The sequence below is a fragment of the Pseudomonas sp. GW822-FHT01E03 genome (assembly GCF_058802985.1).
Genome location: NZ_JBXAOQ010000003.1, coordinates 542,924 through 563,768, shown reverse-complemented (window position 1 = coordinate 563,768; position 20,845 = coordinate 542,924). Strand labels below are relative to the sequence as shown.

The 20,845-nt window shown below is 61.1% G+C and carries 17 protein-coding genes; 11 read left to right on the top strand and 6 right to left on the bottom strand.

The window, feature by feature from the left end; all coding sequences use genetic code 11:
* Positions 1 to 143 precede the first annotated feature (143 nt).
* Complete coding sequence (locus tag AC1RP7_RS08585; protein ID WP_154910389.1) at positions 144 to 1,493, top strand: MATE family efflux transporter; 1,350 nt, start codon at positions 144 to 146, stop codon at positions 1,491 to 1,493.
* Positions 1,494 to 1,524: 31 nt separating this feature from the next.
* Here the strand turns inward: AC1RP7_RS08585 and AC1RP7_RS08580 are convergent, their stop codons facing one another.
* From AC1RP7_RS08580 to AC1RP7_RS08555, 6 genes are all read right to left on the bottom strand, one after another.
* The gene (locus tag AC1RP7_RS08580; protein WP_493181610.1) at positions 1,525 to 2,325 is read right to left on the bottom strand and encodes a DUF4123 domain-containing protein; all 801 of its coding nucleotides are present in this window, start codon (positions 2,323 to 2,325) and stop codon (positions 1,525 to 1,527) included.
* A complete protein-coding gene (locus AC1RP7_RS08575) occupies positions 2,322 to 3,641 on the bottom strand; it encodes a type VI secretion system Vgr family protein (protein WP_493181609.1) in 1,320 nt (439 codons plus the stop codon). Before AC1RP7_RS08575 ends, AC1RP7_RS08580 begins: the two co-directional genes overlap by 4 nt.
* 232 nt (positions 3,642 to 3,873) lie before the next feature.
* Positions 3,874 to 5,787 (bottom strand): arginine decarboxylase, encoded by a 1,914-nt coding sequence (gene speA, locus AC1RP7_RS08570; RefSeq protein ID WP_057712154.1) that lies wholly within the window; start codon positions 5,785 to 5,787, stop codon positions 3,874 to 3,876.
* A gap of 219 nt (positions 5,788 to 6,006) precedes the next feature.
* Positions 6,007 to 6,378: a translation initiation factor Sui1 gene (locus tag AC1RP7_RS08565; RefSeq protein ID WP_057712155.1), complete on the bottom strand. Its 372-nt coding sequence runs from the start codon at positions 6,376 to 6,378 to the stop codon at positions 6,007 to 6,009.
* A 296-nt stretch (positions 6,379 to 6,674) separates the two neighbouring features.
* A complete protein-coding gene (locus AC1RP7_RS08560) occupies positions 6,675 to 7,232 on the bottom strand; it encodes an NUDIX hydrolase (RefSeq protein ID WP_057712156.1) in 558 nt (185 codons plus the stop codon).
* Between the two features lie 3 nt (positions 7,233 to 7,235).
* Positions 7,236 to 8,303 carry a DUF2333 family protein gene (locus tag AC1RP7_RS08555; protein WP_493181608.1) on the bottom strand — a complete coding sequence of 356 codons (1,068 nt, stop codon included), beginning with the start codon at positions 8,301 to 8,303 and terminating at the stop codon, positions 7,236 to 7,238.
* 486 nt (positions 8,304 to 8,789) lie between these two features.
* Between AC1RP7_RS08555 and gcbA the strand changes: the two genes are divergently transcribed.
* The 10 genes from gcbA to fis all read left to right on the top strand — a co-directional run bounded on the left by gcbA (position 8,790) and on the right by fis (position 20,784).
* The gene (gene gcbA / locus AC1RP7_RS08550; protein WP_057712158.1) at positions 8,790 to 10,460 is read left to right on the top strand and encodes a diguanylate cyclase GcbA; all 1,671 of its coding nucleotides are present in this window, start codon (positions 8,790 to 8,792) and stop codon (positions 10,458 to 10,460) included.
* A 52-nt stretch (positions 10,461 to 10,512) separates the two neighbouring features.
* Positions 10,513 to 12,459 (top strand): methyl-accepting chemotaxis protein, encoded by a 1,947-nt coding sequence (locus AC1RP7_RS08545; protein WP_493181607.1) that lies wholly within the window; start codon positions 10,513 to 10,515, stop codon positions 12,457 to 12,459.
* Between the two features lie 172 nt (positions 12,460 to 12,631).
* Entirely contained in the window at positions 12,632 to 14,377 is a 1,746-nt protein-coding gene (locus tag AC1RP7_RS08540; RefSeq protein ID WP_493181606.1) for a protein-disulfide reductase DsbD, read from the top strand.
* 132 nt (positions 14,378 to 14,509) lie between these two features.
* On the top strand, positions 14,510 to 14,965 hold the full coding sequence (gene aroQ / locus AC1RP7_RS08535; RefSeq protein ID WP_493181605.1) for a type II 3-dehydroquinate dehydratase: 456 nt from the start codon (positions 14,510 to 14,512) through the stop codon (positions 14,963 to 14,965).
* Positions 14,966 to 14,989: 24 nt separating this feature from the next.
* Positions 14,990 to 15,454 (top strand): acetyl-CoA carboxylase biotin carboxyl carrier protein, encoded by a 465-nt coding sequence (accB, locus tag AC1RP7_RS08530; RefSeq protein ID WP_008053948.1) that lies wholly within the window; start codon positions 14,990 to 14,992, stop codon positions 15,452 to 15,454.
* 17 nt (positions 15,455 to 15,471) lie between these two features.
* Entirely contained in the window at positions 15,472 to 16,830 is a 1,359-nt protein-coding gene (gene accC, locus AC1RP7_RS08525) for an acetyl-CoA carboxylase biotin carboxylase subunit (protein ID WP_057712161.1), read from the top strand.
* Between the two features lie 279 nt (positions 16,831 to 17,109).
* Positions 17,110 to 17,988 (top strand): 50S ribosomal protein L11 methyltransferase, encoded by an 879-nt coding sequence (gene prmA, locus AC1RP7_RS08520; protein ID WP_090452919.1) that lies wholly within the window; start codon positions 17,110 to 17,112, stop codon positions 17,986 to 17,988.
* Positions 17,989 to 18,018: 30 nt separating this feature from the next.
* The gene (locus tag AC1RP7_RS08515; RefSeq protein ID WP_154910385.1) at positions 18,019 to 19,272 is read left to right on the top strand and encodes a DUF3426 domain-containing protein; all 1,254 of its coding nucleotides are present in this window, start codon (positions 18,019 to 18,021) and stop codon (positions 19,270 to 19,272) included.
* Between the two features lie 184 nt (positions 19,273 to 19,456).
* The gene (gene dusB / locus AC1RP7_RS08510) at positions 19,457 to 20,467 is read left to right on the top strand and encodes a tRNA dihydrouridine synthase DusB (protein ID WP_150813557.1); all 1,011 of its coding nucleotides are present in this window, start codon (positions 19,457 to 19,459) and stop codon (positions 20,465 to 20,467) included.
* Positions 20,464 to 20,784: a DNA-binding transcriptional regulator Fis gene (gene fis, locus AC1RP7_RS08505; protein WP_015093301.1), complete on the top strand. Its 321-nt coding sequence runs from the start codon at positions 20,464 to 20,466 to the stop codon at positions 20,782 to 20,784. Before dusB ends, fis begins: the two co-directional genes overlap by 4 nt.
* The last annotated feature ends 61 nt before the right edge of the window (positions 20,785 to 20,845 follow it).

The following is a 20,845-nucleotide window of genomic DNA, read 5'->3' as shown; positions in this document are numbered from 1 at the left end:
GGCACATCAAAAATTGATTCAACTGAAAGAGCGCTATCGCGAGCAAGCTCGCTCCCACATTGGATCTCTGGTCTTTTATGAATTGAGCTCACTTAGCTAATCCGTTTTCACCGCTACAATGCCCGCTCCTCCAAGGAGCCTGCATGTCCAACCTGACCGCCGACTGGCGCGACCGCCCTACCCATCGCCGGGTCTGGGCACTCGCCGCGCCGATGATTCTCTCGAACATTTCCGTACCGCTGGTGGCATTGGTCGACAGCACCGTCATCGGTCACCTGCCCCACGCCCATCAACTCGGTGCCGTCGCGGTCGGGGCCAGTCTGTACACCTTCCTTGCCTGGGCCATGGGCTTTCTGCGCATGGGCTCCACCGGGTTCGCCGCCCAGGCAGCGGGGCGTGGGGATGGTGCCGCCTTGCGGCAGATTCTGTTGCAGGGCCTGCTGCTCGCCATCGGCCTGGCCGTGGTCCTGGGTGCGGTGGGCGTGCCTTTGAGCGGGGTCGCGTTGCATTTCATGCAACCGTCGGCTGAGCTCGATCAGCTGACCCGCGAGTTCTTCCATACCCGCCTGTTCGGCCTGCCGGCGGCGCTCGCCAGTTATGCACTGGTCGGCTGGTTCCTCGGCACCCAGAATGCCCGGGCACCCCTGGCGATTTTGCTGAGCACCAACCTGGTCAACATTGCCCTGAACCTGTGGTTCGTCCTCGGCCTGGAATGGGGTGTGGTCGGTGCTGCCCGGGCCTCGGTGATTGCCGAATGGACCGGCGCACTGATCGGCTTGCTGATGACCCGCAAAGCCCTGCGCGCCTACCCCGGGCATATCGTCTGGGCGGCACTGGCGCTGTGGCAGAGTTGGCGGCCATTGCTGGCGGTCAACCGCGATATCTTCATCCGCAGCCTGGCACTGCAATCGGTGTTCTTCCTGATCACGGTGCAAGGCGCACGGCTGGGCGACGCCACGGTCGCGGCCAACGCTCTTTTGCTCAATGGCCTGCTGCTGACCGCCCACGCCCTCGATGGCCTGGCCCACGCTGTCGAAGCCCTGTGCGGACATGCTCTTGGCGCCCGTAACCGCGATGCCCTGCGCCGTTCATTGGTGGTGGCCGGTGGCTGGTCGTTGCTCGCAAGCCTGGGCTTTGCCGCGCTGTTTCTGTTCGCCGGGCATCTGTTCATCGAGATGCAGACCGACATTCAAAGTGTGCGCGACACCGCGTTCATCTACCTGCCCTACCTCGCCGTACTGCCGCTGATTGCCGTCTGGAGTTACCTGCTCGACGGCCTGTTCATCGGCGCCACCCGCGCCCGGGAAATGCGCAACGGCATGCTGTTGACCGTGGCGCTGGTGCTGCCTTTCGGCTGGGCACTGCAAGGCGGGGGCAACCATGGCCTGTGGATAACCTTTCTGTTGTTCATGCTGCTGCGCAGCCTGACCCTCGGCATGATCGCCTGGCGCCTGCGCCGTAACGATGGCTGGTTCGCCGGCGGTATTCACTGATCGGGCGTGGCCCCGACAATCAATTTCGACCTCATGGCCAGGGTGGATCGTTCTGCCACAGGTTTCGCAGGTGATCGAGGCGTTCCTGTTGAGTTCCGCCCGGCAACGGCTGCACGGGCGCCGCGTCGGGATACTGCAGGCGTAGCCATATCCAGCCATCGAGCACCGGGCGCTCGCTGAACCCCAGCGCGATCCCCTCCTGCACATGAGCCCACAGGCGGGGAAAATCGACACCGGTGGATCGGTTCCAGCGCCAGGCATGCTGCTCGAGCAGGCAGGTTTGCAATTTTCCCTGCTGTCCAACGCTGAGGCTTTCCTCGACTGCCAACGGGCTGACCGACAACCCCGGGCTGGACAAGCGCTGCCAGCCCTCACACCCCATCGCGCGGTCGGCCCAACTTCCGCCGAACCAGCGTAACTGGTGGATAGGTCCTAGCCAGCGACTTAGTTCAACCGCATCGCAGGCATCGAAAAAATAACTCGCCGTGGTTGGGTTGTAGTAACTCAGAAGGGCCCGGTGCAGGCCAAGCGTGACCGTGAGCATGCGCCGCAAATGCGCCAGCAACGACGAAGCGCCCGCCTCGCTGACCACCAGCAATCCGGGCCAGCGTTTTCCGTCGACGATGCATAAATCGGCCAGTGCCGGGCAGGTGCGCAGATCGACCAGGACCGGCCCCTGTTCATGCAGTGCATGCCACTCCGTGCCTTCGAACAACCCGAACCATCGGGCCTGGGCAAACATTTGCCGAAGTGTGACACCCGCCTGCGGCGTGCCCGGCACATCCAGCAACAGCCACTGCGGGGGTGCCTCGGGCGTACGTGTGACAATCATGCTCCAGAGCTCTGGCCAAGCTGCTTCGCCAGACGACAGGTGCACAAAGCCTGTGCGCAATGGTTGAAGCTGCCGCCACCGGGTAGCAGGCACAACATCAGCAATGGCTCCCCCGAGCGCAACCATTGCTCCAGGCCCTCATCATGGGTGCAGCCGGGCTGGGGAGTGTCGGCGTCCGTCACCTCGACCGTTGCCGGCGCATGCAGCACCCCGGTTATCTGCGGTTGATCGGGATCGCCCTCGACAAAACCCACGACCACCTCGGTCCCTTCCCGTATCGGCGTGAACGTCGAACCCTGCAACTGCCTGGCCAGGGGCAGCCAGCAATGACTGGGCGTCGCCCCTTCGCCCTGATAAAGCCAGTCGAATTGCACCGGTACCGGCCTTTGCGGGTCAGGGCTTGGCTCATCGACCTCGACGACCCACGCCCGTTGCGGGCCATGCATCCTTGGTTCGATCGTCGCACAGGGCGGTTTGATGGGTGCCGGCCAGTGCAGGGCACGGGCCTGGTTGTGGTAAGGCGTCGTCGTATCCTGGCTGCCCCAATGCTCAACGCAGGTCAGCAGCCAGAGCCGATTGCAATCGGCAACCGGATGACCGGACAGCGGCATCAGTCGACCGCTGCGCAAGGTCGCCAGGTCCGTCCGGCATTCGGCGCACTGCACAGCTGTCCCACCGCTACGCCGACGTTCGAACTGCCGCACCGCCGGTCGATCGCCCTCGCTGCGCAATACCACAGGTTCGCCGGTTGGAAAATGCTGCCGGTCATCACCAAACACCACACAGTGCCCCCGGGCCCGGTGTTCGAAGTGGTAGTGAAGCCCCTCCTGGGCGCACAGTCGCTGGAGAAATTGCAGGTCTGACTCTCGATATTGTGTGCAAAAATCCCGGGACGGGTATTGGCCACTCAGCTCCAGACGTCGATCCTTGCCGGTAATGCCGTGCTCCTTGAGGACCTGGTCGAGGATTTGCGGCACTGATCGGGCACTGAAGATTCGCTGGCTGAAGCGCTGGGCCAGGCAAGCCAGTTTTGGCCCCAGGCGCACCTGGCAGAGTCGGGGTCCGCTGGTGTGGTCACGCTGGACGAGCTCATGCAATTGTCCATGCACGTAGCTTCCGGCTGGTCCGAAATGCAACGAGGCAGGGCGATACAGCAAACTGGTAAGGTCAAGCACCGGGTCTTCGATCAGCAGTTCCAGGTCGAACACGAACGGCTCGCTGATGGCTTCTCTGCCGGTAAAGACCAGGACCTCTAAGGAATCGGGCAGACCTGCTACATCCAGACGAAATGACGGTTCGCTGACTGGATTGAACATCGGCGTTTCTCTACAGGAGGGGCGGCCGGGGATTCTCGCTGAGAGACATGGCCGAGTAGAGTGCCGAAATACAAATTAGGAAATAACCTACGCGAAAAGAAGACCAAATGCGTTGGGTCGTCGAAGATGTTGGAAATTTCGCCTGGAACAGGAGAATTGCCGCACCAGGTCATCTGAAATTTCCGCAGCGAACGGTAAATTTTCAGACAACCTGATGAGCGTGACGCTTACCTCAGGAAGACAGGTAAGACGAACGGGTCAGCCCCAGACGCAAGGCATCGAGGAACTGCGTGCGCTCGGTTGCGCTGATGCGGGCACTGGCGCACTTGTCGCGGTAGTGGGTCATCAGTTCTTCCGGCGACAAGTGCACGTAACGCAGCATGTCTTCGATGGTGTCGTGGGTTTCGATACCGGCGTGGTACACGCTGCCATCGGCGTTCTGGTAGATGTTCACCGAATCCGTGTCACCGAACAGGTTGTGCATGTCGCCAAGAATTTCCTGGTAGGCACCGACCAGGAACACACCCAGCAAGTAGTCCTCACCTTCTTTCAACGCGTGCACCGGCAAGCTGGTCTCGATGCTCTGCTCGTCGACGTACTGGTTGATCTTGCCGTCGGAGTCACAGGTCAGGTCTTGCAGTACCGCACGACGCAGCGGCTCTTCGTCGAGACGGTGCAGCGGGATGATCGGCAGGACCTGGTCGATGGCCCAGGTGTCCGGCAGGCTCTGGAACACCGAGAAGTTGCAGATGTACTTGTCGGCCAGCTTGTCGTTGAGTTCGTCCAGCACCTGACGGTGGGAACGCTGGCGTGCCTTCAACGAGTTGTGCAGGCGACGGCACACGGCGAAGTAGCACTGCTCGGCCAGGGCTTTCTCGGCCAGGGTCAGCTTGCCGTCGGCGTACTGGGAGGCAACATCACTCATGTAGTGCGTGGCGCGCCAGTAGGTTTCGGTGACCATTTCGATGTCGGTCGGACCCAGCAGGTCCACCAGCCACTGCACGGTTTCCGGCAGCGCTTCCTTGTTCTCGATCTGCGGCACGTCGTCGTTGTGTTTCTCGACGTCGGTCACCTGAATCACCAGCATCGCGTGGTGCGCGGTCAGGGAACGGCCGCTTTCGGAGAAGATGTTCGGGTGCGGCAGGCTTTGCGCATCGCAGAATTCCTTGAGCATCCCGACCACGACACCAGCGTAGTCGTCCATGTCGTAGTTGATCGAACTGGCATTACGCGAGTGCGTGCCGTCGTAGTCCACGCCCAGGCCACCGCCGACGTCGATGTGATCCACCGGAAGGCCGAGGTTGCGCAGTTCGCCGTAGTAACGGATCGCTTCCTTGAAACCGTGCTGGTAGTCAGCGAGGTTGGCGATCTGCGAACCCATGTGGAAGTGCAGCAGGCGAATGCCCTGGTCCAGGCCGGCCGCGCGGAAACGCTCGACCACCGACAGCAGTTGTGCCGCCGACAGGCCGAACTTGGATTTTTCACCGCCGGTGTCCGCCCACTTGCTCGAGGCCAGGGACGACAGGCGCACGCGCAGGCCGACCTGAGGTTTGACCTTGAGCGAAGCCGCTTCTTCGATCACCAGGCCGACTTCGGATTCTTTCTCGATCACGATGAACACGTTGTGGCCGAGCTTCTGGCCCATCAGCGCCAGGCGAATGAACTCGCGGTCCTTGTAGCCGTTGCAGACGATGGTGCCGCCCTTCGGCGCCAGTGCCAGCACCGCCAGCAGTTCAGGCTTGGAGCCGGCTTCCAGGCCGATGGAAACGTTCTGGGTGGCGATGATGTTTTCGATCACCGCTTCCTGCTGGTTCACCTTGATCGGGTACAGCGCGGTGTACTTGCTCTGGTATTCCAGACGCTCGATGTTGGCGTCGAATGCGCCGGTCAGCTGACGCACGCGGTCTTGCAGGATGTCCGGGAAACGGACCAGCAATGGCAAGGACAGGCCGCTTTTGCGCAGCTGGTCGACTTGCTCGTACAGGTCGATAGGCGAGCTGCTCGGACCGTTCGGACGAACTTCGACGCGACCGGCGTCATTGATCGCGAAATACCCGGCCCCCCAATGGCGAATCCCGTAAACACTGCGGCTGTCCGCAACTGTCCATTGGCTGCCATCGTCTTTGCGTGTGCGTCGTACGGACATCGAAGTCCCCTATAAAGAAGTCATAGTGCGTCGCCTGGGTTCAGGCCGGCGCAGTCTAAAGAATGAAAATGACGGTTCGTCAACGAGGCAATAGACCCCGCCGACCGCAGTGAGTTTAGATACCGGTCATGAACAGGCTCTGTGAAAACCATGTAGACGATGCCGGACCTGAATGTCATCAGGACCGGATCAAGCCGAGGGTGGTTTTCACAGAGGCTGCTAGCCGCCGGACTTCTTCGCTTTGAAACCGAGCTTGATCAGTTCTGCCAAGAGTAGCTCGACATGATCGCCCTGGATTTCGATGACACCGTCTTTCAGCGCCCCACCGGTACCACAGCGTTTCTTCAACGTCGTGGCCAGGTCCTTGAGCGCGTCTTCAGCCAACGGCACGCCGGTGATGGTGGTCACCGTCTTGCCGCCACGGCCCTTGCTTTCGCGACGCACGCGAGCGATGCCGTCGCCGGCCGGGATAACGGTCTGTCTGCAGATGCAGGCGTCCACCGGTTTACTGCATTCCGGGCAATGACGACCTGCGTCGGTGGAAAATACCAGGCCGCCCAAGGCGGCGAAGGATGCGGCTTTTTTGGCCACCGGCAATCCTCTTCGGAGGACAAAGACTGGTCGCAGCACTTGGGAAGGCTATCGACCGCGAAGCCCCACTCAGGCAGGGGCAGCGCTACTGAAACGGTACGACATTCATTTCACTGTAGGAGCGAGCTCGCTCGCGATGGACGTCAACGATGACGCGGGACGTCAGACAGCCCGTGTCGTTCTTGCGTTTTTCGCGAGCAGGCTCGCTCCTACAGGAAGCAATACCGGTTCAGTTTAAAAAGGTCGCGCAGTGTAACGGCAAAAACGCCGATTGCTAAGAGCCAATCGGCGCCAATTTATAGCTGTTTTGCGACGTCGATCCGGCGTGAGCGCAAATAGCGCTTCAACGCGGCCAGAGAGTCCGGGCAATAAGGCTTTTGCTCGATTTCCAGCATGACCTGATCGATGGGGATAAAGCGCGCTTCGAGCACCTCTTCCGGTTGCAGGATCAACGGGCCGTCCCACACCGCCGAGAACGCCGAACACCACAGGCGATTGCCGGTGTCCTCAAAGTAAAAGTGGTCATGGGCGGTCAGTTCCACACCACTCACGCCCAGTTCTTCCTCCAGCTCCCTTGCCGCCGACTCGGCATAGGTTTCACTGGCGAGCACCATGCCCCCCGCCGCCACGTCCCAGAAACCGGGATAGATTGCCTTGCTCAGGGTGCGGCGATGCACGCACAGCTCGCCAGCGGAGTTGAACAACATAATGTAGGTGCCGCGCCCGATCAGCCCGCGCTCGCGCAAATCGGAACGGACCAGGGCGCCGAGCAGGTTGTCCTGCTCGTCAACCCAGGCGATCTGTTCGGCATCGGAAGCCGCACGGTGCGCGGCCTCCCTGGCATTATCGACCATGACTCAGCCCTGATTGAGCAGTTGACGCAAATCGATCACCGCCGCGTTGGCCCGGGAAATGTAGTTGGCCATGACCAGCGAGTGGTTGGCCAGTACGCCGAAGCCACTGCCGTTCAGGATCATCGGGCTCCACACCGGCTCCTGCGACGCTTCCAGTTCACGAATGATCTGGCGCACGCTGACCGTGGCGTTCTTCTTGGCCAGCACATCGGCGAAGTCGACTTCAATGGCGCGCAGCAAATGCGAGAGAGCCCAGGCCTGGCCGCGAGCTTCGTAGAACACGTTGTCGATCTGCAGCCATGGGGTTTCGACGATTTCCTCATCGACTTGCGGCGCCACACCCGGCGTCACCACCTCGGTCTTCAGCGCAGTGTTGAGCTTGACCCGGCCCACACTGGCCGACAGTCGTTGCGACAGCGAACCCAGACGGGTGCCGACGTCACCCAGCCAGTTGTTCAGGTTGTCGGCGCGGGCATAGAACAACGCGCTCTTCTGGTTAGGATCGGACAGTCGCGCCTGATAGCGGCTCAGGGAATTGATGCCCTCCAGGTACTCGGACTCACTGGATGGCAGCACCCAGCTCTTGTTGTCGAAGTTGAAGCGCGGCTCGGCCTTGGCCAGGTCGGCGTCTTCGGCGGACTGCGATTGCGAACGGGCGAAGTCTTTACGCAGTGCCCTGCTCAGGTCGCGGACCTGCACCAGCACGCCATATTCCCAGCTCGGCATGTTGTCCATCCACAGGCCTGGCGGGAATCGGTCGTTGGAAATATAGCCGCCCTGCTTGGTCAGCAAGGTGCCGGCAACGGTCTTGAGGGTTTCCACCGTGGTGTAGCCGACGACCATCTGCTTGCCTTCTTTCTCGGCCGCCAGTTGAGCGGTTTGCTGGACCGGGAACAGCGCCGGCTCCTGGCTCCAGTACCAGCCCAGGACACTCGCCACCAACAGGTAGATGCCCAGCAGAGTGGCCAGTGCCCGGCTGAACAACAGACCACCCAGATAACTGCGGGTCTCCGACTTCGGTTCAGCGGTACGTTCAGGCGCACTGTCTGTGCGGTTCTTCCAGTCCAGCATGGCGATATCCTTTCAAGCTCTTGAGTTCAACGGTTCGACCACAACCATACAACAACGTGCCTTGGCCCGGCACCCGCCATCGCACCGATGTGGAAAATTACCGGGCTTGCGGATCAAAAGAACGTCTGTGCACCCGACGACGCTGCGACCCTCAAAATCCCCCCTAATGGTTTGGATTGCCACCCTAAGGGAATCCCCGACCCTCTAAAGCCCAAAAAAACGGGCCGATCAGCACTGGCAAAAAAATCATGAATGGCCGGCGTTCCGTCACTCGTCCACTTCCACCCCGCGCCCGCCAAGTGCCCTGATTCAGGCACTTCGCCCCTTAAAACCGCGACTTGAAAGGCTAGAACAAGACCGGCCAGTCACAAACTGAATAAAGACACATTGCAGATTATTGACGTACAGCACTCATGTAATGGAAAAGTGGTGCTAGCATAGAGCCACCACTCGACCTCAGTGTGCACCCTAACTAGTAGTCAGGATATGACCGAGCCAGAAGATCCCAGCCGCGAGCGCCTCAAGCACCACTTTGCCCAGCGGGTAATTCATCAGGCTCGTCAGATTCTTGAGATATGGCAGCGCCTGCAACGCAGTGAGTGGTCCACCGCCGACCTTTCGGAACTGAGCGAGGCCAATCTGCGCCTGCTGCGTTTCGCCGAGCGTTTCGAACAACCGGAACACTCGCAACTGGCACGCCACATAGGTCAGTCACTGGAAGCGGTCGACGCCAATCGCGGACGCCTGAGCAGTGGCCTGATCACCGATCTCAACCGCTTGATGCAGCGCCTGTCACGCACCGGCCTGCGCCATGGCGACCAACTCGATCAAACCTTCCTGCCGCCGCTGCGCAAGCCCATCTACGTGATGTTGCAGGATCACGACCGCGCCGAGCGCCTGGCCAAACAACTGGAATTCTTCGGCCTCAGCGCCCAGTCCCTGGACAGCGTAGACGCGTTTCGCTCATCGATGGTCGAGCGCATGCCGGCGGCGATTGTCATGGACGTGGACTTTAGTGGCACCGGTGTCGGCCTGAAACTGGCCGCCGAAGCCCAGGAAGGCCTCGATCATCAGCTGCCGCTGCTGTTCTTCAGCCTGCACGAAACCGACACCCCGACCCGCCTGGCCGCAGTGCGTGCCGGCGGCCAGGAATTCCTTACCGGCACCCTCGAAGCGTCGAGCCTGCTGGAGAAGATCGAAGTCCTGACCTGCGTTGCCCAGTACGAGCCTTATAAAGTGCTGATCATCGACGACTCCCGCGCCCAGGCCTTGCACACCGAGCGTCTGCTCAACAGCGCCGGGATCGTCACCCGCACGCTCATCGAGCCGATCCAGGCCATGGCCGAACTGGCGGACTTCCAGCCGGACCTGATCATCCTCGACATGTACATGCCGGCCTGCACCGGTACGGAACTGGCCAAGGTGATCCGCCATAACGACCGTTACGTCAGCGTGCCGATCATTTACCTGTCGGCCGAAGACGACCTGGACAAGCAGCTCGACGCCATGAGCGAGGGCGGCGACGACTTCCTGACCAAACCGATCAAGCCCCGGCACCTGATCACCACCGTGCGCAACCGCGCGGCCCGGGCACGCAACCTCAAGGCACGGATGGTCCGCGACAGTCTCACCGGGTTGTACAACCACACGCATATCCTGCAATTGCTCGAAGACTGCTCGTTCCGCGCCCGCCGCGAAAGCAAGCCACTGAGCTTTGCCATGCTCGACATTGACCACTTCAAACGGGTCAATGACAGCCACGGCCACCCCATGGGCGACCGGGTGATCAAGAGCCTGGCGCTGTTTCTCAAGCAACGCCTGCGCAAAACCGACTTCATCGGCCGCTACGGTGGCGAAGAGTTCGCCATCGTCATGCCGGATACCGATATCGAAGCGGCCTACAACGTGCTCGATGAAATCCGTCAGCGCTTTGCCGAGATTCACTATCCCGCGCAACCCGAGGATCTGTGGTGCACCTTCAGTGCCGGAGTGGTTGAGCTTTGCGAAAGCTCCGACAGCCTGATGATGGCCAACCAGGCGGACGAAGCGCTGTATCGCGCCAAACACGGCGGACGCAATCGCGTACAGGGCGCACGCACATCAAAGCAAAGTGCCACTTTTTTATCGGAATCGACCGATACGGTCATAACCCTGTAACAGAAACGCAATAACTTCAGGCACTTACCATTTCTGCCGTTGGTAGTCCGTAATGCGCCTGAAGCTGCTGACCAATCTCAATACCCTCCTTCTGGTGGCCGTGTGCGTGGCCCTCGGCGCTACGCTGTGGTGGTCGCAGAAAGCCCTGGAGCGTCCATATCTATTAATGGAGCGCTACCTGGGCCTGTCGCAGCAATTTCAGAATGACGTCGCCCGCAGCATTGAGGATTACCTGGGCAGCGGCGATGCGCTGCGCCTGAGCAGTGCCGCCCAAGGCATCGACAGCCTGCAAAAAGAACTCGGCGAATTGCCACCGGCCTTGGCCGAGGCGTTGCGCCCCAGCCTGTCGACCCTTGAAGAATTCAGCAAGACCGACCTGCTGGCCGCCGGCAAACTGGCAGGTGATCCGCAGGCCTTGCTGCTGCAGGCCGAGCGGGAACTGGGCGCCAGTCTCGATCAGCTCAGCCAGTACGCCAGTGGCAATGCGGCCTACCTCACGCCGCTGCTCACCGCATCGCAACACTTGGGAAAATTGTCCCTGACCCGGGACAAACTGGTCAGCAGCGGCCGTAGCGAATTGGCCGCCGATGTCGAACGCGAAGTGGCCAACATCCGTATCCAGGCAGAGAAACTCGACGCCCTGCCATTGCTGGGCGTGACCACCAGCAGCGAGTCGAACACCGATGATTTCGCCTCGATGATGGGCCTGGAGAACAAGGAAACAACCGTCGCCGAAGATGCCGGCGTCGGCCTCAAGCGCGAGCTCAACAGCCTGCTCATCCGCTATCCGGCCGAGCTCTCGCGCACTCGCGATCAAATCCGCAAACGCGCCGACCTCAGCGCGGCGACCCACCTGAAAATCGCCGACGTGCAACAGGCCATTGCCGGGATGGAGCCAGTGGTGCGCGCCCAGCACGGGCAGATCCAGGGTGAAGTACGGCTGATGCAAGGCGTGATGATCGGCTTGATTCTGTTGATCGCATTGCTGATCGACACCCTGCAACGCAAACTCGCACGGACCCTGACCAACCTCGCCCCGGCCCTCTCGACTTGGGCCGAAGGCGACTTCAGCCGCGACATTCAACTGGGCAACACCAACCGCGAATTGCATGACATTGAAGCGTCGCTCAACCGCCTGCGTGCGTATCTGGTGGACCTGGTGGGGACCATTCGCCGCAACGCCGAACAGGTGGCCGGCAGCAGCCGCACCCTGGCCGACCTGAGCAACGACCTGCATGACGGTGCCGAGCATCAGGCTGGCGACACGGCACTGATCCGCGACTCCCTCAGCGAACTGGAAGTGACCATTCAACAAGTCGCCGGCGACGCCAGCCAGGCCGCCGAAGCCAGCCGCCACGCCGGCCTGGCCGTGGAGCATGGACAGAAAGTCATCGGCCTGAGCCTCACCGGCCTGCATGCGCTGGTGGATGAAGTGCAAGGCAATGCGCAAATGATCGAACACCTGGCCGAAGAGTCGGCCACCATCGGCGGCGTGTTGACGGTGATCCGCTCGATTGCCGACCAGACCAACCTGCTGGCCTTGAACGCCGCCATCGAGGCGGCTCGGGCCGGGGAAATGGGCCGAGGTTTTGCGGTGGTGGCCGAAGAGGTGCGCTCACTGGCGCAACGTACCGCCGGGGCTACCGCAGAAATCCAGACGCTGATCGCAGGGCTGCAAACCGCCGCGCGGCAATCGGTGGAGGGCATGCGAGCCCAGGTCGAACACGCCGAAGCCACGGCCAGCCAGGCCCAGGCCGCTGATGGCGCGCTGGATAAAATCGTCGGGGCGATCCAGACCATTTCCGACACGGCGGTACGCATCGCCGATGTCACCGCCCAGCAAAGCGGTGCTGTCAGCGAAATCCGTGACCACAGTGAGCGGATTCACCAGCTGGGCGGGGATAATTTGCTGCGCATTGGTGAAGGGCGTGAACAGGGAGAAAATCTTCTGGTGCTGGGTGGTCGATTGCATACAGCCGTTCAGGCCTTCCGCGTCTGATAGACCGCCATCGCGAGCAAGCTCGCTCCCACATTTGATTTGTGCACGACGCAAATCCCCTGTGGGAGCGAGCTTGCTCGCGATGGCGTCAGAACAAACACCTCAGACTCCCCTCCTGCATATCACGCCGCCGTCCGCTATCATCCCCCCAATTCCGATACGCGAGATCGTCATGCGCCGCTTGCTCTGCCTGTTGTTTTTAGTGTTCGTCCTGCCGGCCAGCGCCACTGGCTTGCTGGAGAACCGACCCAGCTCAAGCCTGGGCTCGATCAACAACAGCGCCGACTTCCTGCCGGTGCGCGAAGCTTTCCAGCTGAGCCTGGTAGACAGCACACCGCAATCGATCAAGTTGCGTTTCGTCGCCACCGAAGGTTACTACCTCTACCGCCACCGTTTTCAGTTTCGCGCCGACCCGGCCGATGTCCTCCTCGGCGCGGCGAAACTGCCCGACGGCCAGAAAAAGCACGATGAATACTTCGGCGATGTCGAGGTCTACCACGGCATTCTCGACATTGAGTTGCCGCGCACCGACCAACGTGCCTTCACCCTGGTCGTGACCTATCAGGGATGTGCCGACAAAGGCCTGTGCTATCCGCCGGAAACCGAGCGCCTGAGCATCGACGGCAGCGGCGCTCCGGCGACGGCTTATCAATGGAGCTGGCGCGAACTGGCGTTGTTTTTCCTCGCCGGCCTGGGCCTGACGTTCACGCCATGCGTGCTGCCCATGCTGCCGATCCTTTCCGGGGTGGTGCTGCGCGGTCAGGTCGGTGGCTGGCGCGGTTTCAATCTTTCACTGGCCTATGTGCTGCCGATGGCCGCCTGTTTTGCCCTGCTCGGCGCCCTGATGGGCCTGTTCGGCGCCCAGCTCAATCTACAGGCGCGACTGCAATCGGCCTGGGTGCTGGTGCCGTTCGCGATGTTTTTTGCAGTGTTTGCCTTGGCGATGTTCGGCGTCTTCGAACTCAAGCTGCCCCACTCCATCAGCAGTCGCCTGGACCGCATCGCCGGCCGCACCAAAGGCGGCTCACTGTTGGGCGCCGCGGTGTTGGGCGTGGTCTCCAGCCTGCTGGTTTCACCCTGCGTTTCGGCACCATTGGCCGGGGCGCTGCTGTACATCAGCGCCAGTGGCGATGCGCTGGGCGGCGGCTTGAAACTGTTCATGCTCGGCCTCGGCATGGGCGCGCCGCTGTTGCTGGTGGCCACCGGTGGCGCAGCCTGGCTGCCGAAGAGCGGTCCGTGGCTGGTCTACGTGAAAAACGCGATTGGTGTGTTGTTGCTCGGGTTGGCCGTTGGCCTGCTCAGCCGTGTCCTGCCAGGGCAGGTCACCTTGCTGCTGATCGGTTTGCTGGCCGGCGGTGTCGGCCTGTTCATGGGTGCGCTGGAGTTCGTCTATAAACCACCACGCAAACGCCTGGGGCAATTGTTCGGCATGTTCCTGCTGTTTTACGCACTGGCCTGCTGGTATGGCGCCTTCAGCGGCCAGACCGACCCGTTCAACCCGATCGGCCAGCCCCGTATCGCTGAAAACAACGGACCCGCGCAAAACACCAGCACCTGGCAAACCGTCAGCACTTCCGCCGATCTGGACCGCGTGCTCGCTGAGGCCCGGTCGTCCGGCACACCGCTGCTGCTCGACTGGTACGCCGACTGGTGCATCAGCTGCAAGGTCATCGAGCGCGAGGTACTGGATGACCCTGTCGTCATCGAACGCCTCAAGGGTTACCGGCTGATCCGCTTCGACATCACCGCCAGCAACGCCGAGCAACGCGCCCTGCTCGATCGCTACCAGTTGTTCGGCCCCCCGGCCCTGATGTTTTTTGGCAAGGACGGTGTCGAACGCGCCGATGTGCGGGTGATCGGCGAGATCAACGCCAGGGACTTCGCCGAACGTGTAACCAGGGCGAATGACCAATTTTAATCAAGCAGTCATATATTTCGCGCAAACATCGGTCATCGTGCTGGCTATTGCAGAGAACTGGACAGTCACAAAGGCTTTGCGGCATAGTCGCCGGGTTCTGACAATTGCTCACAGATAACATAGGAACCGCCGATGGCGACGTTACTCGTTCTGCACGGACCCAACCTGAACCTGCTCGGCACTCGCGAACCGGGCACCTACGGCGCCACGACGCTGGCGCAGATCAACCAGGACCTGGAACGCCGTGCCCGCGAAGCCGGTCACCATTTGCTGCACCTGCAAAGCAACGCCGAGTACGAATTGATCGACCGCATCCACGCTGCCCGCAGTGAAGGCGTGGACTTCATTCTGATCAACCCAGCAGCTTTTACACATACAAGTGTCGCATTACGTGACGCGCTGCTGGCGGTGAGCATCCCATTCATCGAAGTGCATTTGTCTAACGTGCACAAACGCGAACCTTTCCGCCATCACTCTTACTTCTCCGACGTAGCGGTGGGAGTGATCTGCGGCCTTGGCGCCAGCGGTTATCGACTGGCCCTGGAGGCCGCCCTGGAACAGCTTGAACAAAAAGTTAACCGCCCCTGACCGACCCTTGGGAGTTGATGATTCATGGATATCCGTAAAGTTAAGAAACTGATCGAATTGCTGGAAGAGTCCGGCATCGACGAGCTCGAGATCAAGGAAGGCGAAGAGTCCGTACGCATCAGCCGTCATAGCAAGACCCCGGCTCAGCAGTACTACGCGCCAGCTCCAATGCATGCTCCGGCTGCCGCGCCTGTCGCTGCCGCCGCTCCGGTTGCCGCTGCCGCACCTGCTGCCGCCGCCGCGCCAGCACTGAACGGCACCGTTGCCCGTTCGCCGATGGTCGGTACGTTCTATCGCAAGTCTTCGCCAACCTCGCCGTCCTTCGTAGAAGTCGGCCAGACCGTGAAGAAAGGCGACACCCTGTGCATCGTTGAAGCCATGAAGATGATGAACCACATCGAAGCTGAAACCAGCGGTGTGATCGAATCCATCCTCGTCGAAGACGGCCAGCCGGTTGAGTACGACCAACCGCTGTTCACCATCGTTTGAACCGCGGAGAGCCTTTGATGACTGCGAAGTTGGAAAAAGTTCTGATCGCCAACCGCGGTGAGATCGCCCTGCGGATCCTGCGCGCCTGCAAAGAGATGGGCATCAAGACCGTCGCCGTTTACTCCAAGGCTGACAAGGAACTGATGCACCTGGGCCTGGCAGACGAATCCGTCTGCATCGGTCCGGCATCGGCCGCCCACTCCTACCTGCACATTCCGGCAATCATTGCCGCGGCCGAAGTGACTGGCGCCACCGCCATTCACCCGGGCTACGGTTTCCTTGCGGAAAACGCCGACTTCGCCGAGCAGGTCGAGAAATCCGGCTTTGCGTTCATTGGCCCGAAAGCCGAAACCATTCGCCTGATGGGCGACAAGGTATCGGCCAAGCACGCCATGATCGCTGCCGGCGTACCGACTGTTCCGGGTTCTGACGGCCCGCTGCCGGAAGACGAAGAAACCGCTCTGCGCATTGGTCGCGAAGTCGGTTACCCGGTGATCATCAAGGCCGCTGGCGGCGGTGGTGGTCGCGGCATGCGCGTTGTGCACAAGGAAGAAGACCTGATTGCCTCGGCGAAACTGACCCGCTCCGAAGCAGGCGCGGCGTTTGGCAACCCGATGGTCTATCTGGAAAAATTCCTGACCAACCCACGTCACGTGGAAGTCCAGGTCCTTTCCGATGGCCAGGGCCAGGCTATCCATCTGGGCGACCGCGACTGCTCGCTGCAACGTCGTCACCAGAAGGTTCTTGAAGAGGCGCCGGCACCAGGTATCGACGAAAACGCACGTGAGGAAGTACTCGCACGCTGCGTCAGGGCTTGCATCGATATCGGCTACCGTGGCGCAGGCACTTTCGAGTTCCTGTACGAAAACGGCCGCTTCTACTTCATCGAGATGAACACTCGTGTCCAGGTAGAGCACCCGGTTTCGGAAATGGTCACCGGCATCGACATCGTCAAGGAGATGCTCAGCATCGCCGCCGGCAACAAGCTGTCGTTCACCCAGGATGACGTGGTCATCCGCGGTCACGCGCTGGAATGCCGGATCAACGCCGAAGACCCGAAAACCTTCATGCCAAGCCCGGGCACGGTCAAGCATTTCCACGCTCCAGGCGGCAACGGCGTTCGTGTCGACTCGCACCTGTACAGTGGCTATGCGGTTCCGCCGAACTACGATTCGTTGATCGGCAAGCTGATCACCTACGGCGCAACCCGCGACGAAGCCATGGCGCGCATGCGCAATGCGCTGGACGAGATCGTGGTCGACGGGATCAAGACCAACATCCCGCTGCACCGCGACCTGACCCGCGATGAAGGCTTCTGCAAAGGGGGCGTGAACATTCACTACCTCGAGCACAAGCTGGCTGGCGAGAAGCACTAAGCTTCGACCCGATCAACAAAGCCGCCTTCGGGCGGCTTTGTTGTATCTGGACATTTCATCCGACTGCCCCCCTGTGGGAGCGAGCTTGCTCGCGATAGCGTCGGCAAATCCACTATCGATGTCGACTGATAGACCGCCATCGCGAGCAAGCTCGCTCCCACAGGGGTATGTGTCGATGTACAGGGCAAGCCACTCCCACAAAACCTCCGCGCTCGCGTAAACTTGCGCGCTTCTCGCAGCCCGCTAGGCTGCAATCAATATTTTTCAAAGGTGCCCGCCATGCCTTGGCTGCAAGTCCGTCTCGCCATCAGCCCAGAACAAGCCGAAACCTATGAAGACGCTTTCCTTGAAGTGGGCGCCGTGTCGGTGACCTTCATGGACGCCGAAGATCAGCCGATCTTCGAGCCGGAACTCAACACCACGCCGCTGTGGTCCCACACGCACCTGCTGGCCCTGTTCGAAGGCGGCACCGAGCCAGGCCCGGTATTGGCCCATCTGGAGCTGCTGACCGGCAGCCCGTTGCCCGAGCACCACAGCGAAGTGATCGAAGACCAGGACTGGGAACGCAGCTGGATGGACGGATTCCAGCCAATGCGTTTCGGCCAGCGCCTGTGGATCGTGCCGAGCTGGCACGCCGCGCCGGAGCCTGATGCAGTGAATTTGCTGCTGGACCCGGGCCTGGCATTCGGCACCGGCACCCACCCGACCACCGCACTGTGCCTGGAATGGCTCGACGGCCAGGACCTGAAAGACTGCAACGTGCTGGACTTCGGCTGCGGCTCGGGGATTCTGGCGATTGCCGCCCTGCTGCTGGGCGCCAAGGAGGCCGTGGGTACCGACATCGACGTGCAGGCGCTGGAAGCGTCCCGCGACAACGCCGGGCGCAATAACATCGCTGATGAACTGTTCCCACTGTATCTGCCGGAAGATTTGCCGCAGGTTCAGGCCGATGTGCTGGTGGCCAACATTCTCGCCGGCCCGCTGGTTTCCCTGGCACCGCAGCTGTCGGGCCTGGTCAAGTCGGGCGGGCGCCTGGCGCTGTCGGGCATCCTCGCCGAACAGGGTGACGAAGTCGCTGCCGCCTACGCCAGGGACTTCGATCTGGACCCAATCGCCAATCGCGATGGCTGGGTACGCATCACTGGCCGTCGGCGCTAGAATGATCGCCTGCATAATCCGGATCGCCGCATGACCGACAGCTTCGTCACCCAGTGCCCGCATTGCCAAACCAGCTTCCGCGTCAGCCATGCCCAGTTGAGCGTGGCTCGCGGGGTGGTTCGTTGCGGCTCCTGCCTGCAGGTATTCAATGCCGCCAGGCAGTTGCTTGAGCAGGCCGGCAAGGAAGCACCGGTCGCGACGCCGCTCCCGCCTGTGCAGCCTGAGGAGCCCCTTGAGCCATCGCCACCGCGCGCCATCAGCCAAAAGCAATGGAGCGCGACCGAACTGGACCTGGACAGTCTCGACCTCGACGAAGAACTCGCCCGGCTCGAACAGCGGGAAATCCAGCCGGCCACCGAACTCGGCCGCCATCGCGACGACTCGCTGAGCGCCCGTCGCGACAGCGCCGGGCAGGACGACGAAGAGCCGTGGTCCGACAGCCTGTTCAGCGCGTCGGCGGCCGATCGTGCGCCAGTCGACGAACCGCTCGACAGCCTTGAAACACCAGAGCCGACGGTCGAAACGAGCAAAACCTCACGCACCGAACCTTCGCTGTCCCTGGAACCGGTTGATCTCGACGACGAATCGCAACCACCCCATTTGCGATTGCACGACCCTCTTGATGCGCCGCTGAACCATGAACGCCTGTCGGCCGCCGACGAGAGCGAAATCGACGACAACCTGCCCTCGATAGAACCGCTGCGCAAGCGACGCGAACGCAGCGAACCGGGCGTGCGCGCCGAAGCGCTGCAAGACCTGACCGACGACCCGCTGCAACTGGACTGGCAAAAACGCCGCTCACCTTGGGGCCGACGGCTGTTGTGGTTGCTGCTGGTGCTGATTGCCGCAGGCGCCCTCGCTGGCCAGTACATCGCCTACCATTTCGACGAACTGGCGCGACAGGATCAATATCGCCCGTGGTTCCAGCAACTGTGCCCGCAAATCGGCTGCACCGTGCCCTCCAAAGTCGACATCGCGAAAATCAAAAGCAGCAACCTGGTGGTGCGCAGCCACCCCGAGTTCAATGGCGCCCTGGTGGTCGATGCGATCATCTATAACCGCGCGCCCTTCTCCCAGCCCTTCCCGCTGCTGGAACTGCGCTTCGCCGACCTCAATGGCCATCTGATCGCCAGTCGTCGCTTCAAGCCTGGCGAGTACCTCAATGGCGATCTCGAAGGCATGGCGGAGATGCCTCCGCAAACGCCGATCCACATCGCCCTGGACATTCTCGACCCAGGTGCCAAGGCCGTGAACTACAGTCTGAGCTTCCACTCTCCGGAGTAAAACGCTTCATTACTCCCGGATTAACGCCGGCTTTCTGACTGCTCCAGGCAAACCAAACCACGGGTAATAACAGAATAACTGTTCAGAATTTGTTCAATTCAGCCTTTATCCAGTCATCGAGAGCGGGTATCATGCCAACCCTTTTTCGAACTCTCATGATCCGGCCCCACAACAGGGAAGTCCTATGTCGGCGGTACGCATCGGCCCATACACATTACATAACAGCTTGATTCTCGCCCCCATGGCGGGTGTCACCGACCAGCCCTTTCGTCAGCTGTGCAAGCGCTTGGGCGCGGGACTGGTCGTCTCGGAAATGGTCACCAGCGACATGAGTTTGTGGAACACCCGCAAGTCGCGCATGCGCATGATCCACGAAGGTGATCCCGAGCCACGCTCGGTACAGATCGCCGGTGGGGACGCGCAGATGCTGGCGGACGCCGCCCGTGCCAACGTTGAAATGGGTGCGCAGATCATTGATATCAACATGGGCTGTCCGGCAAAAAAAGTCTGCAACAAGGCTGCCGGTTCCGCACTGTTGAAGGATGAACCCCTGGTAACCGAGATCCTGCAGGCCGTCGTGGCTGCGGTCGATGTGCCGGTTACCCTGAAGATCCGGACCGGTTGGGACCGGGACAACAAGAACGGCCTGACGGTGGCGAAGATCGCCGAACAGGCAGGCATTACGGCGCTGGCGGTGCATGGCCGCACCCGTGCCGACCTGTACACCGGTGAAGCCGAGTACGACACCATTGCCGCAATCAAGCAGGCGGTGTCGATTCCGGTCTTCGCCAATGGCGATATCGATTCGCCGGAAAAAGCCCGGTACGTGCTCGACGCGACCGGTGCCGATGGCCTGTTGATTGGCCGGGCTGCCCAGGGGCGGCCATGGATTTTTCGCGAGATCGAGCATTTCCTGCGTACCGGCGAGAAACTCCCGGCGCTGGAACTGATCGAGGTGGAACGCATTCTGCTAGAGCATCTGGCTGCCCTGCACGCCTTCTATGGTGATGTCATGGGCGTACGCATTGCTCGAAAGCATGTGGGCTGGTATCTCGCAACCCTGCCGGGCGCCAGGGAGTTTCGCGCCCACTTCAATCGTTTGGATGGTACGGATGCACAATGCGCCAACGTTCGGGCGTTTTTCGCCGAGCGTTACAAGAGCCTGACAGGGGACGGAGAGTGGGTGGCCGCATGACGATGATGACCGAGACTTTAGTGAGTGGAACAACACCCGTGAGCGACAACGTGAATTTGAAACAGCACCTCAATACGCCAAGCGAAGAAGGTCAGACCCTTCGCGGGAGTGTCGAGAAGGCGCTGCACAATTATTTCGCCCACCTTGAGGGCGCTGCCGTCACGGATGTGTACAACCTGGTGCTCTCCGAAGTCGAGGCTCCCCTGCTCGAGTGCGTGATGAACTACGTCAAGGGCAACCAGACCAAGGCCAGCGAGATGCTCGGGCTTAACCGGGGCACGCTGCGCAAGAAACTCAAGCAGTACGATTTGTTGTAAGCATTCAATCAAACCAGAAAGGCGCCCGCGTAAAACCGGTCGCCTTTTTTGCTGACTTCCT

Bases quoted from the DNA above. Each gene is read 5' to 3' on its own strand.
- AC1RP7_RS08585 (WP_154910389.1), top strand. From the start codon at position 144: ATGTCCAACCTGACCGCCGACTGGCGCGACCGCCCTACCCATCGCCGG.
- AC1RP7_RS08580 (WP_493181610.1), bottom strand. From the start codon at position 2,325: ATGATTGTCACACGTACGCCCGAGGCACCCCCGCAGTGGCTGTTGCTG.
- AC1RP7_RS08575 (WP_493181609.1), bottom strand. From the start codon at position 3,641: ATGTTCAATCCAGTCAGCGAACCGTCATTTCGTCTGGATGTAGCAGGT.
- speA (WP_057712154.1), bottom strand. From the start codon at position 5,787: ATGTCCGTACGACGCACACGCAAAGACGATGGCAGCCAATGGACAGTT.
- AC1RP7_RS08560 (WP_057712156.1), bottom strand. From the start codon at position 7,232: ATGGTCGATAATGCCAGGGAGGCCGCGCACCGTGCGGCTTCCGATGCC.
- AC1RP7_RS08555 (WP_493181608.1), bottom strand. From the start codon at position 8,303: ATGCTGGACTGGAAGAACCGCACAGACAGTGCGCCTGAACGTACCGCT.
- gcbA (WP_057712158.1), top strand. From the start codon at position 8,790: ATGACCGAGCCAGAAGATCCCAGCCGCGAGCGCCTCAAGCACCACTTT.
- AC1RP7_RS08545 (WP_493181607.1), top strand. From the start codon at position 10,513: ATGCGCCTGAAGCTGCTGACCAATCTCAATACCCTCCTTCTGGTGGCC.
- AC1RP7_RS08540 (WP_493181606.1), top strand. From the start codon at position 12,632: ATGCGCCGCTTGCTCTGCCTGTTGTTTTTAGTGTTCGTCCTGCCGGCC.
- aroQ (WP_493181605.1), top strand. From the start codon at position 14,510: ATGGCGACGTTACTCGTTCTGCACGGACCCAACCTGAACCTGCTCGGC.
- accB (WP_008053948.1), top strand. From the start codon at position 14,990: ATGGATATCCGTAAAGTTAAGAAACTGATCGAATTGCTGGAAGAGTCC.
- accC (WP_057712161.1), top strand. From the start codon at position 15,472: ATGACTGCGAAGTTGGAAAAAGTTCTGATCGCCAACCGCGGTGAGATC.
- prmA (WP_090452919.1), top strand. From the start codon at position 17,110: ATGCCTTGGCTGCAAGTCCGTCTCGCCATCAGCCCAGAACAAGCCGAA.
- AC1RP7_RS08515 (WP_154910385.1), top strand. From the start codon at position 18,019: ATGACCGACAGCTTCGTCACCCAGTGCCCGCATTGCCAAACCAGCTTC.
- dusB (WP_150813557.1), top strand. From the start codon at position 19,457: ATGTCGGCGGTACGCATCGGCCCATACACATTACATAACAGCTTGATT.
- fis (WP_015093301.1), top strand. From the start codon at position 20,464: ATGACGATGATGACCGAGACTTTAGTGAGTGGAACAACACCCGTGAGC.